This is a genomic window from Burkholderia dolosa (assembly GCF_902499135.1).
Lineage (GTDB): Bacteria > Pseudomonadota > Gammaproteobacteria > Burkholderiales > Burkholderiaceae > Burkholderia > Burkholderia dolosa.
Genome location: NZ_CABVPR010000034.1, coordinates 50,012 through 64,226 on the forward strand (window position 1 = coordinate 50,012; position 14,215 = coordinate 64,226).

Annotated in this window: 13 protein-coding genes; 3 read left to right on the forward strand and 10 right to left on the reverse strand. The window is 66.6% G+C overall.

Annotated elements, in window-relative coordinates; translation table 11 throughout:
* Nucleotides 1-55: 55 nt before the first annotated feature.
* Nucleotides 56-3,646: an indolepyruvate ferredoxin oxidoreductase family protein gene (locus tag BUB20358_RS16645; protein WP_006762851.1), complete on the reverse strand. Its 3,591-nt coding sequence runs from the start codon at nt 3,644-3,646 to the stop codon at nt 56-58.
* Between the two features lie 320 nt (nt 3,647-3,966).
* On the opposite strand from BUB20358_RS16645, the gene BUB20358_RS16650 reads away from it, so the two are divergent.
* Nucleotides 3,967-4,161 carry a hypothetical protein gene (locus tag BUB20358_RS16650; protein WP_035971348.1) on the forward strand — a complete coding sequence of 65 codons (195 nt, stop codon included), beginning with the start codon at nt 3,967-3,969 and terminating at the stop codon, nt 4,159-4,161.
* A 127-nt stretch (nt 4,162-4,288) separates the two neighbouring features.
* Here the strand turns inward: BUB20358_RS16650 and hppD are convergent, their stop codons facing one another.
* Nucleotides 4,289-5,386: a 4-hydroxyphenylpyruvate dioxygenase gene (hppD, locus tag BUB20358_RS16655; RefSeq protein ID WP_006762850.1), complete on the reverse strand. Its 1,098-nt coding sequence runs from the start codon at nt 5,384-5,386 to the stop codon at nt 4,289-4,291.
* Nucleotides 5,387-5,598: 212 nt separating this feature from the next.
* Here hppD and BUB20358_RS16660 point away from each other — a divergent pair, with 212 nt between their 5' ends.
* Nucleotides 5,599-6,123: an Lrp/AsnC family transcriptional regulator gene (locus tag BUB20358_RS16660; protein WP_035971347.1), complete on the forward strand. Its 525-nt coding sequence runs from the start codon at nt 5,599-5,601 to the stop codon at nt 6,121-6,123.
* A gap of 63 nt (nt 6,124-6,186) precedes the next feature.
* Here the strand turns inward: BUB20358_RS16660 and BUB20358_RS16665 are convergent, their stop codons facing one another.
* The 8 genes from BUB20358_RS16665 to paaA form a co-directional block, all read right to left on the reverse strand.
* Entirely contained in the window at nt 6,187-6,834 is a 648-nt protein-coding gene (locus BUB20358_RS16665; protein WP_035971346.1) for a GNAT family N-acetyltransferase, read from the reverse strand.
* A gap of 231 nt (nt 6,835-7,065) precedes the next feature.
* On the reverse strand, nt 7,066-7,671 hold the full coding sequence (locus BUB20358_RS16670; protein WP_006762847.1) for a TetR/AcrR family transcriptional regulator: 606 nt from the start codon (nt 7,669-7,671) through the stop codon (nt 7,066-7,068).
* 19 nt (nt 7,672-7,690) lie between these two features.
* Nucleotides 7,691-8,515: a DUF1835 domain-containing protein gene (locus BUB20358_RS16675; RefSeq protein ID WP_006762846.1), complete on the reverse strand. Its 825-nt coding sequence runs from the start codon at nt 8,513-8,515 to the stop codon at nt 7,691-7,693.
* A gap of 132 nt (nt 8,516-8,647) precedes the next feature.
* Complete coding sequence (gene paaE / locus BUB20358_RS16680) at nt 8,648-9,736, reverse strand: 1,2-phenylacetyl-CoA epoxidase subunit PaaE (protein ID WP_006762845.1); 1,089 nt, start codon at nt 9,734-9,736, stop codon at nt 8,648-8,650.
* A 1-nt stretch (nt 9,737) separates the two neighbouring features.
* Nucleotides 9,738-10,304: a 1,2-phenylacetyl-CoA epoxidase subunit PaaD gene (gene paaD, locus BUB20358_RS16685; RefSeq protein WP_035971345.1), complete on the reverse strand. Its 567-nt coding sequence runs from the start codon at nt 10,302-10,304 to the stop codon at nt 9,738-9,740.
* Between the two features lie 22 nt (nt 10,305-10,326).
* Entirely contained in the window at nt 10,327-11,130 is an 804-nt protein-coding gene (gene paaC / locus BUB20358_RS16690) for a 1,2-phenylacetyl-CoA epoxidase subunit PaaC (protein ID WP_006762843.1), read from the reverse strand.
* Between the two features lie 8 nt (nt 11,131-11,138).
* Nucleotides 11,139-11,423, reverse strand: a complete 285-nt coding sequence (gene paaB, locus BUB20358_RS16695; protein WP_034188015.1) for a 1,2-phenylacetyl-CoA epoxidase subunit PaaB — start codon at nt 11,421-11,423, stop codon at nt 11,139-11,141.
* 107 nt (nt 11,424-11,530) lie between these two features.
* Entirely contained in the window at nt 11,531-12,529 is a 999-nt protein-coding gene (gene paaA, locus BUB20358_RS16700; RefSeq protein ID WP_006762841.1) for a 1,2-phenylacetyl-CoA epoxidase subunit PaaA, read from the reverse strand.
* A gap of 195 nt (nt 12,530-12,724) precedes the next feature.
* Here paaA and BUB20358_RS16705 point away from each other — a divergent pair, with 195 nt between their 5' ends.
* Entirely contained in the window at nt 12,725-13,990 is a 1,266-nt protein-coding gene (locus BUB20358_RS16705) for an SGNH/GDSL hydrolase family protein (RefSeq protein WP_006762840.1), read from the forward strand.
* Nucleotides 13,991-14,215: the final 225 nt, after the last annotated feature.

The following is a 14,215-nucleotide window of genomic DNA, read 5'->3' on the forward strand; positions in this document are numbered from 1 at the left end:
AAGCAGACCCGGTGCGGGCGCGTCCCGCCGGGCGGCGAACGAGCGCCGCGTGCCGTTACGCGACCTGCTGGCGCGACTGGCCGCCCGTCGGCGAACGCCACTGCGCAAGCAGCGCGTTCCACTTCTGACGCACCGCGCGCAGGTTGTTCTCCTTCACGTGGCCGTAGCCGCGGATACCGTCCGGCAGCGCCGCGAGTTCGAGCGCGAGCGGACGGTTCGCCGCGTTCAGCGTCGCGAGCACTTCGTCGATCAGCGCTTCGTACTCGCCGATCAGCGCGCGCTCGGTGCGCCGCTCCTCGGTGCGCGCGAACGGATCGAACGCGGTGCCGCGCAGGAACTTCGCTTTCGCGAGCAGCCGGAACGCCGACATCATCCACGGGCCGTACGCCTTCTTCACGAGATGGCCGTGCGCGTCCTTCTTCGCGAACAGCGGCGGCGCGAGATGGAATTTCAGCTTCCAGTCGCCTTCGAACTGCGCGGACAGCCGTGCGACGAACGCGGGATCGGACTGCAGCCGCGCGACTTCGTACTCGTCCTTGTACGCCATCAGCTTGAACAGGTTGCGCGCGACCGCTTCGGTCAGCGGCTCCTGCGCGGTGTCGCCGTCGGCCAGCGCGCGCTCGGCCGCGCGCACGCGGTCGACGAACGCCGCATAGCGCGACGCATACGCGGCGTTCTGGTACGCGGTGAGGAACTCCACGCGCTTCGCGATCAGCGCATCGACGGCCTTCTTCGTATGCAGCGCGATCACCGTGGCGCCCTGCGCCGGGCGCACGTCGCTCGCCGCAGCCTGCTTCACGCTGGCGAGGTCGTACGCGGCGCGGCGGCCCCAGTCGAACGCCGCGCGATTCTTGTCGACCGACACGCCGTTCAGCTCGATCGCGCGCTCGAGCGACGCGAGCGTCAGCGGCAGCCAGCCCTTCTGCCACGCGTAGCCGAGCACGAACGGGTTCGTGTAGATCGCGTCGCCGAGCAGCGCGACCGCGAAGCGGTTCGCGTCGATGAAGTCGACCGCTTCGCCCGCCGCCGCGCGGATGTCGTTCTCGGCCGACAGCCCCGGGAACGCCCAGTTCGGGTTCTTGATGAACTCGGCGGTCGGCGTCTGCGCGCTGTTGACGACCACGCGCGTCGCACCGTGCCGCATCCGCGACGTGCACTCGTCGCCGGCCGTCACGATCGCGTCGCAGCCGATCACGAGGTCCGCCTCGCCCATCGCGATGCGCGTCGCGTGGATGTCGGTCGGCGTGTGCGAGATCTGCACGTGGCTCATCACGGCACCGCCTTTCTGCGCGAGGCCGGTCACGTCGAGCACGGTCACACCCTTGTTTTCGAGGTGCGCGGCCATCCCGAGCAGCGCGCCGATCGTGACGACGCCCGTGCCGCCGACGCCGGTGACGAGCACGCCGTATGCGCGGTCGATCGCCGGCAGTGCCGGTTCGGGAATCGGCGGCAGCGTGCTGCCGTCGACGGACACCGCCTTCGGCTTCTTCAGCTGTCCGCCTTCGACGGTGACGAAGCTCGGGCAGAAGCCCTTCACGCACGAGAAGTCCTTGTTGCAGCTCGACTGGTTGATCTGGCGCTTCGTGCCGAATTCGGTTTCCAGCGGTTCGACCGACAGGCAGTTCGACTGCACCGAGCAGTCGCCGCAGCCTTCGCACACCGCTTCGTTGATCACGACGCGCCTGGCCGGATCGGGATACGTGCCGCGCTTGCGGCGGCGACGCTTCTCGGTCGCGCAGGTCTGGTCGTAGATCAGGATCGTCGTGCCCGCGATCTCGCGCAGCTCGCGCTGCACGTCGTCGAGCTGGTCGCGATGATGGATCGTCACGCCCGGCGCGAGCAGCGCCTTCTGGCCGTCGTACTTCTCCGGCTCGTCGGTGACGATCACGATCTTCTTCGCGCCTTCGGACGCGAGCTGATGCGTGATCTGCGGGACCGTCAGCACGCCGTCGACCGGCTGGCCGCCGGTCATCGCGACCGCATCGTTGTACAGGATCTTGTACGTGATGTTCGCGTTCGACGAGATCGCCGCGCGCACGGCCAGCAGGCCCGAGTGGAAGTAAGTACCGTCGCCGAGGTTCGCGAACACGTGCTTTTCGTCGGTGAACGGCGCCTGACCGATCCACGGCACGCCTTCGCCGCCCATCTGGCTGAACGTGCTGGTGCTGCGATCCATCCATACGGTCATGTAGTGGCAGCCGATGCCGGCGATCGCGCGCGAGCCTTCCGGCACGTTCGTCGACGTGTTGTGCGGGCAGCCCGAGCAGAACCACGGCTTGCGTTCGGTCTGCACGTGCGGCTTCGCGAGCGCCATTTCCTTCGCGTTGATCACCGCGATGCGTGCGGCGATGCGCGCACGCACGTCCGACGGCAGTTCGAACTTGTCGAGCCGCGTCGCGATCGCCTTCGCGATGATCGCCGGCGACAGCTCGTAGTGCGCGGGCAGCAGCCAGTTGCCCATCGGCACCGACCATTCGCCGCCGGCGCCGTCCTTCTCGTCGAACTTGCCGTACACGCGCGGGCGCTGTGCGTCGGGCCAGTTGTACAGCTCTTCCTTGATCGCGTATTCGAGGATCTGACGCTTTTCCTCGACGACCAGGATTTCGTCGAGGCCGCGCGCGAACGCCTGCGCGCCCTGTGCTTCGAGCGGCCACACGCAGCCGACCTTGTAGAGCCGGATGCCGATCCGTGCGCAGGTTTCGTCGTCGAGGCCGAGATCGGTCAGCGCCTGGCGCACGTCGAGGTACGCCTTGCCGGCGGTCATGATCCCGAAGCGCGCGTTCGGCGAGTCGATTTCGATCCGGTCGAGCTTGTTCGCGCGCACGTACGCGAGCGCCGCGTACCACTTGTAGTCGAGCAGCCGCGCTTCCTGCACGAGCGGCGGATCGGGCCAGCGGATGTTCAGCCCGCCTTCCGGCATGAGGAAGTCGGTCGGCAGCGCGATTTCGGTGCGATGCGGGTCGATGTCGACCGACGCCGACGATTCGACGACGTCCGTCACGCATTTGAGCGCGACCCACAGGCCCGAATAGCGGCTCATTGCCCAGCCGTGCAGCCCGAAGTCGAGATATTCCTGCACGTTCGACGGGAACAGCACCGGCAGCCCGCACGCCTTGAAGATGTGCTCGGACTGATGCGCGAGCGTCGACGACTTCGCCGCGTGGTCGTCGCCGGCGAGCACGAGCACGCCGCCATGCTTCGACGAGCCGGCCGAGTTCGCGTGCTTGAAGACGTCGCCGGTGCGGTCGACGCCCGGACCCTTGCCGTACCACATGCCGAACACGCCGTCGTATCGCGCGCCGGGGAACAGGTTCACCTGCTGCGAACCCCATACGGCGGTCGCGGCGAGATCTTCGTTGAGGCCGGGCTGGAAAACGATCTGATGGGCGGCGAGGTGCTGCTTGGCCTTCCAGAGCGACTGATCGAGGCCGCCGAGCGGGGAGCCGCGATAGCCGGAAATGAAGCCGGCGGTATTGAGGCCGGCGGCGCGGTCGCGTTCCTGCTGGAGCATCGGCAGGCGCACGAGCGCCTGGATGCCGCTCATGTACGCGCGGCCGCGTTCGAGCGTGTATTTGTCGTCAAGCGTGACGGACTTCAGCGCGGCTTCGAGCGACGCGCGTTGGCCTGCGTCTAGCGGGGCATTCATTGAACAGTCTCCTCCACCCAGTTTGGGATCACCAAAACTTCGAGTGCGTCGGCGTCTTGTGAACGCGTCGGCAGTGGCCGGCATATTGGCCGGTTTTAAGTGATGGTAGCACTGGGATAAACCCGCCGCCCACTCGCGCGATTGTGGCGGTGCATCAACCGAAACGGCGCGGCGCGATGCGTTACATCATGTAAAAGCATGTAAAGCCCGCCCCACTTCCGCGCGGTTGCCGTTAATCTTGTCGGCCTGCCGGAGGTGCCCGACCGCATCGCCTTCTGCGACGCGGCCGGGGAGGCGCCGGCAGTCTTATAGGAGGTGCAATGAACACTCGTCATATCCAGAGTTTCCTGATCGTGTCCGCGGCGTTTCTCGCGATGACCGGCCCGGCACACGCGCAGGGCGCGAGCGCCCTGGCGGCAGCCGGTGCGCAGATGCGTCAGATCGCGTCGGCGCAGGACGCCGATGCGCAGCCGTCGGCCGAGCGCGCCGTCGCGCCGAAGGCGAACGTGCGTTGATCCGCTCGCGCGGCTGCTGGCTGCGCCGGAACGACAAAGGGCGGGAATCTCGCGATTCCCGCCCTTTTTGTTTGTGCTGCCGAATCGTGCGCGGCCGCCCGGCCGCCCGGCCGCCGCGCGCGCCGCGTCAGGCCTTGTCCTGCACGACGCCGCGACGGATCTGATCGAGCTCGATCGATTCGAACAGCGCCTTGAAATTGCCCTCGCCGAAGCCCTGGTTGCCCTTGCGCTGAATGATCTCGAAGAAGATCGGCCCGATCTGGTTCTCGGTGAAGATCTGCAGCAGCAGGTCGTCGCGTGCGCCGTCGATCAGGATCTTGCGTTTCTTCAGCTCTTCCAGCGATTCGCCGTGGTTCGGCACGCGGCGATCGACCAGCTCGTAGTACGTGTCGATCGTGTCCAGCAGCTTCACGCCGTGGCCGCGCAGCCCGTCGACCGCACGGTAGATGTCGCTCGTGCCGAGCGCGATGTGCTGGATTCCTTCACCGCGGTACGCGTCGAGATATTCCTGAATCTGGCCGGCCGTGTCCGAGCCTTCCTCGTTGATCGGGATCCGGATCTTGCCGCACGGCGACGTCATCGCCTTCGACTTCACGCCCGTCACCTTGCCTTCGATGTCGAAGTAGCGCACTTCGCGGAAGTTGAACAGGCGCTCGTAGAACTCCGCCCATTCCTGCATGCGGCCGCGGTGCACGTTGTGCGTCAGATGGTCGATGTACGTGAGGCCGTGGCCCACCGGGTTCGGCTCCGCGCCGGGAATCGGCTCGAAATCGACGTCGTAGATGCTGATGTCGCCGATCGCGCCCGGCTGCGCGCCGTTCTTGCCGCGCCAGCGGTCGACGAAGTAGATCAGCGAGTCGCCGATGCCCTTGATCGCCGGGATGTTCAGCTCCATCGGGCCCGTCTTGTTGTCGAAGCCCCACGCGCCGAGCTCCAGCGCGTGCTTGTAGGCTTTCGCGGCGTCCTGCACGCGGAACGCGATCGCGCAGATCGACGGGCCGTGCAGGCGCGCGAAGCGCTGCGCGAACGAATCCGGCTCGGCGTTGATGATGAAATTGATGTCGCCCTGACGATAGACCGTCACGTCCTTGTGGCGGTGACGCGCGATCGCGGTGAAGCCCATCCGTTCGAACAGCTGTCCGAGCGCTTTCGGGTCCGGCGCCGTGTATTCGATGAATTCGAAGCCGTCGGTGCCGACGGGATTGTCCCAGGTGGGGATCTGCATGCGTGTCTCCTGTGTGCTCTGCGGTCGGCCGGAGTGTCGCTTGGGTCCGGCCCGGTTTCCTGTCGAACGTTGCGCATGCCGCGGTGCGCGCAACGACTCGGTACGTGCGACCAAGTGTAGCGGCCGACCCGGAGCGGAACCTTGCGAAATTAATCGTTGCTGCCTACGATGGCGCAATTTACCGTCTCGAAAACGAAACTGGAGGGCAGAAGATGGCGCAAGTGGAACTCGATGCCATCGACCGGCGGATTCTCGCGATTCTTCAGGAGAACGGCCGCCTGTCGAACCAGGAGATCGCCGAGCGCGTGAACCTGTCGGCGAGCCCGTGCCTGCGCCGAATCCGCCGGCTCGAGGAGATCGGCGTGATCACCGGCTACGTTGCGTTGCTGGACCCGCAAAAGCTCGGGCTCGACCTGCTCGCGTACGTGAGCGTGCGGCTCGAGAAGCGCGGCGGCGTGGTGCCGGTCCGCGCGGACGAAACGTCGGCGCGCGCGGGCGCGACGCACGCGGAGCTGTTTCGCGCGGCCGTGCAGACATGGCCGGAAGTGGTCGCATGCCATGCGATGACGGGCGACATGGACTATCTGCTGCGCGTGCAGGTGGAGGACATGGCGCATTTCTCCCGTTTCGTGCAGGAGCAGTTGCTGCACCATCCGTCGGTGATCGACGTGAAAACGAGCTTTTCGCTCGAGTGCTTCAAGGAGACGACCGCGTTGCCGATCCGGTCGGTGCGCTAGCGGCGCGGGAGGGAAGGGCTCGGGCACGTCGCGAGGCGGCCCGGCTGGCCCGGCATGCGGGCGTCAGGCCGTCAGCGCGGCGGGCATCAGCGCTTCGATGAATTTCGTCGTGCGGTGCGCCTGGCGCTTGAGCGCGTAGTCGAACACCGCCGCCTGTTCCTGCAGCATTTCGGCGATGATCGTCGAGTGATCGGCTGGCGGCAGCGACAGATATGCGTCGGCTTCGCCGTACGCGTACTCGATGCGCATCCCCGACTTCTTCGCGATATGCATCATCGTCGCGTTGCGCGACAGGCAGTGCATGTACAGCGTCGTCACGTGCGTGTTGCGGCTGCGGATCGCCGCGCGCTCGAACAGCTTCGTGCCGACGCCGCGGCCGCGCGCGCGCTCGAGCACCGATACGCCGAACTCGGCCGTGCGCTTGTCGCCCTCGGCCGGCAGGTAGGCCAGATGGCCGACGCCGATCAGTTCGAGGTTGTGGTCGAACACGCCGAACACGGTATCGCGCCCGAAATCGATCGTACGCACATAGTTCTCGATCACGTGGTCCGGCACCATCTGGCCGAAGCGCAGCAGCCGGTCTTCCTCGTCGAGCGACAGAAAATGGGTGAGCATCTGCTCACGGTCTTTGGAAGCCAGTTCCCTGACGAGAACCGGCGCACTGCCGGCGTTGCCGACGACATCGGCCGAGCCGTTGAATTGCGTGTTCATCGTGGGTTCCTCAGTGTGTGACCGTACAGCGGTTGTGCAATGCAGCAGCATTTTACCTGAGCGGCCTGTTTCGGGTTGGGGAAAACCCGTATATTTTACTGAGGGGAAATTCTAAATCCGCTTAGTTAATCGCGTAAGCTATTGATTTTTTGGATGATATGGATTCGCCATACGAATAGCAAGTCGCGTGCCGCGACGTGTGTGCCACGCAACGCTTGCTGCTGCGCGGCATCACGCAGCCGTCGACAGCCCGCGTTCGATCATGTCGATCACCTGCTCGGCGAAGTCGCGGTAGCCGAGGCGGCCGCCCGGCTTGAGCCACGTGAACGTCCAGTTGATCATCCCGAACACCATCATCGTCACTGACGTCTGGTTCTCCTTCGAGATGCGGTCCGGATACGCGCGCGCGAGCTGCCGCGCGAAAGCCGCGACGATGTCGCGCTGGCGGTCGAGCACGATCTCGCGCTGCGCGTCCTCGAGATACTTCACGTCGTTCAGCAGCGCGACGTGCCGGCTGTGCGACGTCTCGTATTCGGCCAGGAACGCGCGCACCAGCTCCGCAAACGCCTCGCGCTCGCTGAGGCCGCGCCGCTGGCTGATGCCTTCGACCTCGGCGATGATCAGCATCAGCCGCTTCGTGTAGCGATCGAGCAGATCGAACAGGATCGCTTCCTTGCTTTCGTAATAGTGATAGAGGCGCGCCTTCGACGTGCCGCTCGCGGTCGCGAGATCGGACATCGACGTGCTCGGGTAGCTCGTCTGCGCGAATTTCTCGGCGGCGAGATCGAGGATCTGCTCGCGCTGGGATTCGTGGTCGGGCGCTCGGGTACGGGCCATGATCGAATGCGGGAAGAGGTTAGCGGTGCGCGATCGCTGCGCGTGCCGCGCGCACCTGCGTGGAAGAGAGGGCGGCCGGCGCGTCGTCCTGCAGCTCGAGCCGGCCGGCCGCGGCCAGTTCGCGGCAGCGCCACCACGCGATCGCATCGCTGACGAACAGGCCGCCACGATCGGCCTCGGCCATGATGCTGCCGACCAGGCGCCGCGCCGGCAGCCAGTCCGCTTGCACACGCGCGAGGATCAGCGCGTCGAGATCCGCGTAATGGCCGCTCTTGATCGTATTGCTGACCCAGTAGCGCAGCTCGGCGTTCAGGTGCTTCGCTTCCTGCCACTCGAGCGCGAGACGCCCGATGCGCAGCACCGAGATCGGCGCGGCCATCGGCCGTTTGCGGGCGAGTTCCGCGGGAGAGAACATCCCCGCTGCGCACGCCTGATCGGCGCGCGACAGCGATGCGCGCTGCGCCGGATCGAGATCGACGGCCGACAGCCGCACCTCGTTCAGGCGCTGCGGCACGTTGCGCAGGTGATAGGCGACACGGCGCAACAGCAGCTTGTCGCCGACGCTCGGCGCATGCCAGACGACGACCTGCGCGGCATCGGCGGCGAGCTCGTCGAGGCGCGCGAATTCGCGTTCGATTTCCGCGTTCCAGTCGGGCGTGCGGTCGCCGAGCACGCGCTGCCAGAACGCGGCGCGGGTGTCCGGCGTCTCGTCGACGCCCTTCAGCGGGCCGACGCCGAGATCGTCGAGCAGTCCGACGACGCGCTCGTCGCGCCCGGCTTTCGCGAGCGCATCGCGCAGCGACGCGGTGGCGGTGCCGCCCTGAATCACGTGAATGGTACTCATCGGCCTGTCGTCAGCAAAAGAAAACCGCCGGCCGGCTGGACGCGGTATGCGGCGCCCAGCCGGCCGGCGGCCCCTAGTGTAAGCGAGATGCGTGACGACGAGAAATCGGGCGGCGCGCCGATACGACGCCGCTCAACGCTCGTCGAAGCTCACGACGACCTTGTCGCTGACCGGATGACACTGGCACGTGAGCACGAAGCCGTCGTTCACTTCGTGCTCCTCGAGCGTGTAGTTCTTCTCCATCCGTACCTCGCCTTCGAGCACCTTCGCGCGGCACGTGCAGCACACGCCGCCCTTGCACGCGTACGGCAGCGCGAGCCCCGCGCGCAGACCGACGTCGAGCAGGCTCACGCCTTCGTACGGCAGGCGCAGCTTGCGCTTCTTGCCGTCGAGCACGATTTCCAGATCGGCGGCGGGCGTGCGCTCGGTGATCTCCACGACCGGCGCGCCGGCCTGCGGCAGCGGCGTGCCGAAGCGCTCGACATGCACCTTCGCCGGCGGCACGCCGGCCGCCTTCAGCGCGGCTTCGGCCGCATCCATCATCGGCGCGGGGCCGCAGATGAACGCTTCGTCGATCGAATCGGCCGGCACCAATGTGTCGAGGAACGCCGCGCATTTCGCCTGGTCGAGCACGCCGTTGAACAGCTCGACGTCCTGCAGATCGTCCGACAGCACGTGATAGAGGACGAAACGGTTCATGTAGCGGTTCTTCAGGTCTTCCAGCTCTTCCGCGAACATGATCGAGTCGACGCTGCGGTTGCCGTAGATCAGCGTGAACGTGCTGCGCGGCTCGAGTTCGAGCGTCGTCTTCACGATCGCGAGCACCGGCGTGATCCCCGAGCCGCCGGAAAACGCGACGTACTGCTTGCCGTGATCGGCGTTCAGATGCGTGAAGAAGCGGCCGTCCGGCGTCATCACGTCGATCGTGTGGCCGGGCTTCAGCGTGTCGAACGCGAAGTTCGAGAAGCGGCCGCCGCGCACGCGCTTGATGCCGATGCGCAGCTCGCCGTCGCGGTCGTAGTCGGTCGTGCCGACGCAGATCGAATACGAGCGGCGCGTCTCCTCGCCGTCGACGTGCGCCTTCAGCGTGACGAACTGGCCTTGCGTGAAGCGGTACGCATCGCGCAGCTCCGGCGGCACTTCGAACGAGACGGTCACGGCGTCGGCGGTCTCGGGCCGCACGTCGCGGATACGCAGCGGATGAAATTGCGGGGTCGCCATATCAATAAGGTTTGAAGTAGTCGAAAGGTTCGCGGCAGTCGACGCAGCGGTACAGCGCCTTGCAGGCCGTCGATGCGAACTGCGCGAGACGTTCGGTACGCGCGGAGCCGCAACGCGGGCACGCGGGCGCGGCGGCCGGTCGCGGCACGAAGCGCACGACGTTCTCGCGCGGCGCGGCGCTGCCGCACTGGCCGACGGGCGGCGCGATCCCGTATGCGCGCAGCTTGTCGCGCGCTTCCTGCGTGATCCAGTCGGTGGTCCATGCCGGCGACAGCACCGTCTCGATCCGGTGCGGCGGCAGGCCGGCGGCCTGCAGCGCGGCCGCGATGTCCTCGGCGATCTGCGACATCGCCGGGCAGCCCGAGTAGGTGGGCGTGATCACGACTTCGAGCGTGCCGTCGTCCGCGCGGCGCACGTCGCGCAGGATCCCGAGCTCGCGGATCGATACGACCGGGATCTCCGGATCGGGCACCGCTTCGAGCACGTCCCACGCGCGCGCGAGCAGCGGATCGTCGTCGCGGCGCGCGACGGGAGCGGCGTGCGTAGGGGCGGCGATGTGGATGGACATGCGTGGACTCCGATGTGGCCTGTTACCAGGTCGCGCCCGGATGCTGGCGCGCGAGACTCTGCATTTCGGCGAGCAGGTAGCCCATGTGCTCGGAGTGCTCGCCCTGCTTGCCCGTCGGCACATGCTTGACGGGCGCCGGCAGGACGAGCGTCGCTTCGGCGAGCGCATCGTCGACGTCCGCGCGCCACGCGGCTTCGAGCGCGCCCGGCGCAGGGCCGATGCGCTGCGCGGCGATCGCCGCGTCGACCGCATCGGCGGCGAAGAATTCGCGCGTGTACGGAATCAGGTAGTCGAGCGCCGCTTGCGCGCGGCGATGCGATTCGTCGGTGCCGTCGCCGAGCCGAACGAGCCACTCGCGTGCGTGCTGCACGTGATAGCGGGTTTCCTTCACCGACTTCGCGGCGATCGCGGCGAGCTGCGCGTCGGTCGACGTTTCGAGCGCGGTCCACACGTGCAGCATCAGCGTCGCGTACAGGAAATTGCGCACGATCGTCACCGCGTAGTCCTTGTCGGCGTGCGCGGTGCCCGCGAGCGGGCCGTAGTGCGGCAGCTCGACGAGCGTGAAGTTCGCGAACTCGCGCTCGGTGCGGAAGTACGCGTAGTCGTTCTCGGTCTTCGTCGCGCCGTTCAGCTGGCGTTCGAGTTCGGCTGCGTGCGTGTACAGCATGCGCGCCTGGCCGATCAGGTCGAGGCTCATGTTGGTGAGCGCGATGTCTTCCTCGAGGACCGGGCCGTGGCCGCACCATTCAGCGTTGCGCTGACCGAGGATCAGCGCGTTGTCCGCGAGACGCAGCACGTAAGAGAGATGTTCGGGCGTGATCGTCATGGCGCGCGTTACATGTGGTTGACTTCGTCGGGCAGCGTGTAGAACGTCGGGTGGCGGTAGATCTTGTCGCCCGCCGGCTCGAACAGCTCCGCCTTCTCGTTCGGATCCGACGCGGTGATCGCCGACGACGGCACGACCCAGATGCTCACGCCTTCCTGGCGGCGCGTGTAGACGTCGCGCGCCATGCGCAGCGCCATCGTCGCGTCGGCCGCATGCAGGCTGCCGCAATGCTTGTGATCGAGGCCTTGCTTGCTGCGCACGAATACTTCCCAGATCGGCCATTCCTTGTTCATCTTTCTCTCCTGTGGGCCGGCGTTGCGCGCGCGGGCGCGAGCCGGTCCGATGCAATGCTGTCCGTGAATTCGATGAGCGCCGGCACGCGAATGCCGACGCGTGCCGCTCATGCCGCGTGCTGTTCGGCGCGCGCGCGGCGCTTCGCTTCGTGCGCGAGTGCCGCTTCGCGGACCCACGCGCCGTCTTCGTGCGCCTTTACGCGCGTCGCGAGGCGCTCCTTGTTGCACGGGCCGTCGCCGTTGACGACGCGCCAGAATTCGTCCCAGTCGATCGCGCCGTAGTCGTAGTGGCCGCGCGCGTCGTTCCACTTCAGGTCCGGGTCGGGCAGCGTGACGCCGAGCACCTTCGCCTGCTCGACCGTCGCGTCGACGAACTTCTGCCGCAGATCGTCGTTCGAGATCCGCTTGATGCCCCACTTCGCGGACTGATTGCTGTGGACCGAATCGGCGTCGCTCGGGCCGAACATCATCAGCACCGGCCACCACCAGCGATTCACTGCCTGCTGGACCATCTCGCGCTGCGCGTCGCTGCCCTTCATCATCGTCAGCAGCGCATCGAAACCCTGGCGCTGATGGAACGACTCTTCCTTGCACACGCGAATCATCGCGCGCGCATACGGGCCGTACGTGCAGCGGCACAGCGGGATCTGGTTCATGATCGCGGCGCCGTCGACGAGCCAGCCGATTACGCCGACGTCGGCCCAGGTCGGCGTCGGGTAGTTGAAAATGCTCGAATATTTCGCCTTGCCGGCGTGCAGTGCGTCGATCAGCGCATCGCGCGAGACGCCGAGCGTCTCGGCAGCGCTGTAAAGATAGAGTCCGTGACCGGCTTCGTCCTGCACCTTCGCGAGCAGGATCGCCTTGCGCTTCAGGCTGGGCGCGCGCGAAATCCAGTTGCCTTCGGGCAGCATGCCGACCACTTCCGAGTGCGCGTGCTGCGAGATCTGGCGAATCAGCGTCTTGCGATAGGCGTCGGGCATCCAGTCCTGCGGTTCGATCTTGCCGTCCGCGGCCATGACCGCGTCGAACCGCGCCTGCTCGGGGGACTCGGCTGCGGCGTCGAGCGGCGCGACGTTGCCGGGGATGTCGAGGGATTGCGTGTACATGGCGGAGGCTCTCGTCCGGTTGAATGTGAGCGAAGTATAAACCAACCGACCGGTCGGTTAATAAAGTTGTTGGCAAAATTGCGGCGAGATTCGGGTAAACCATGGATGTCGGGGCGCGATCGTCTGGCGGCGCTCGTTTTCCGACACCGATGCGTTCTGCGGCACAATGCCCGCTTTCCGATGAGGATTTCGCCGATGTCGTTCCGAAGCCGTTTCGCCGCTGTCGTGCTGGGCGCGGCCGTTTTCGTGTCGCCGCTTTGCGCCGTCGCGGCGTCGTCCGCATGGGTGGCCGCGTGGGCGACCGCGTTGCAGCCGATTCCCGATCTGGCTGCGCCGCCGCCGCTTTATCGTGCGCCGGACGTGGCCGGGCGGACCGTTCGGCAGATCGTCTACCCGACGATATCGGGGCGGGCCGCGCGGATTCGCGTGAGCAATGCATACGGGCGCACACCGTTGGTCGTGGACGCTGCGACGCTCGCGCGTGCCGGTGAAGGTGCGTCGCTCGCCGAGCGCGCGATCGCGCCGGTGCGGTTCGGCGGCAAGGCGTCGGTGACGCTCGCGCCGGGCCAGGAGATCGAAAGCGACCCGGTGGCGCTCGACGTGGCGGCCGCGCGGCCGTATGCGGTCAGTCTGCAGATGGGGCCGAAGCAGCGGATGACCGTGTGGCACCGTGTGTCCAATCAGATCAACTACGTATCGTCGCCCGGCGATCACACGAACGATCCGAGCGCTGCGGCGTTCCGTACGCGCTTTACCCAATATGCGTGGGTGACGGAACTGGCGGTGGAGGCGGACCCCGCCCGCGCGAGCGTTGCTGCGATTGGCGATTCGATCACGGACGGGCTGCGCTCGAGCCTGAACCGGAACCGCCGCTGGCCGGATGCGCTCGCGCGTCGATTGGCCGCGTCGGGTTCGGCGTCGCTCGGGGTGGTGAATCTGGGCATCAGCGGAAACCGGCTGCTCAGCGATTCGGCGTGCTACGGCACGTCGCTGGCGTCGCGGTTCGAGCGCGATGCGCTGTCGCGTTCGGGCGTGAAGGCGGTAATCGTGCTGATCGGGATCAACGACATCAATTTTGCGGCGATGCCGCCGCGGCCGGGGCTCGATTGCGACCATCCGCACACGCAGGTCACGGCGTCGTCGTTGATCGATGGCTATCGACGGTTGATCGAAGCCGCACATCGTCGTGGCGTGAAGGTCTTCGGTGCGACGCTGACACCGGCCGCGCTGCCGACGGAGCGCGAAGCGATCCGGCTCGACGTGAACCGATGGATCAGGAGCGGCGGCGCGTTCGACGGGGTGGTGGATTTCGATGCGGCGCTACGCGACCCGGCGCGCCCCGACGTGCTGCAGCGTCGCTACGATAGCGGCGACGGGATCCATCCGAGCGACGCCGGTTATGCCGCGATGGCCGATGCCGTGCCGATCGAGCAACTGCAGACGGCCGCCGGCGGCAAGTGAGATCGAGCCGATCTATCTATATATAGAGCGGCGCGGAGCAGTCAGTTGCTCGCCGGACGGCAGATGTCTCATGTTGCCGAAGCCCGCGCGCGCTGGCGCGCGGGTTTTTCAAAATATTTTCACAAAGCGCTTGCGCGGATGAGGGCGTGTGCTTAGAATCACGCCTCTTTCGCGCCACCGGCAACACGGCGGTGCGGGAGAGGGGAAGCGAAGCTGAGCGAGGTC

Coding starts and splice junctions, on each gene's coding strand:
- BUB20358_RS16645 (WP_006762851.1), bottom strand. CDS start 3,646: ATGAATGCCCCGCTAGACGCAGGCCAACGCGCGTCGCTCGAAGCCGCG.
- BUB20358_RS16650 (WP_035971348.1), top strand. CDS start 3,967: ATGAACACTCGTCATATCCAGAGTTTCCTGATCGTGTCCGCGGCGTTT.
- hppD (WP_006762850.1), bottom strand. CDS start 5,386: ATGCAGATCCCCACCTGGGACAATCCCGTCGGCACCGACGGCTTCGAA.
- BUB20358_RS16660 (WP_035971347.1), top strand. CDS start 5,599: ATGGCGCAAGTGGAACTCGATGCCATCGACCGGCGGATTCTCGCGATT.
- BUB20358_RS16665 (WP_035971346.1), bottom strand. CDS start 6,834: ATGAACACGCAATTCAACGGCTCGGCCGATGTCGTCGGCAACGCCGGC.
- BUB20358_RS16670 (WP_006762847.1), bottom strand. CDS start 7,671: ATGGCCCGTACCCGAGCGCCCGACCACGAATCCCAGCGCGAGCAGATC.
- BUB20358_RS16675 (WP_006762846.1), bottom strand. CDS start 8,515: ATGAGTACCATTCACGTGATTCAGGGCGGCACCGCCACCGCGTCGCTG.
- paaE (WP_006762845.1), bottom strand. CDS start 9,736: ATGGCGACCCCGCAATTTCATCCGCTGCGTATCCGCGACGTGCGGCCC.
- paaD (WP_035971345.1), bottom strand. CDS start 10,304: ATGTCCATCCACATCGCCGCCCCTACGCACGCCGCTCCCGTCGCGCGC.
- paaC (WP_006762843.1), bottom strand. CDS start 11,130: ATGACGATCACGCCCGAACATCTCTCTTACGTGCTGCGTCTCGCGGAC.
- paaB (WP_034188015.1), bottom strand. CDS start 11,423: ATGAACAAGGAATGGCCGATCTGGGAAGTATTCGTGCGCAGCAAGCAA.
- paaA (WP_006762841.1), bottom strand. CDS start 12,529: ATGTACACGCAATCCCTCGACATCCCCGGCAACGTCGCGCCGCTCGAC.
- BUB20358_RS16705 (WP_006762840.1), top strand. CDS start 12,725: ATGTCGTTCCGAAGCCGTTTCGCCGCTGTCGTGCTGGGCGCGGCCGTT.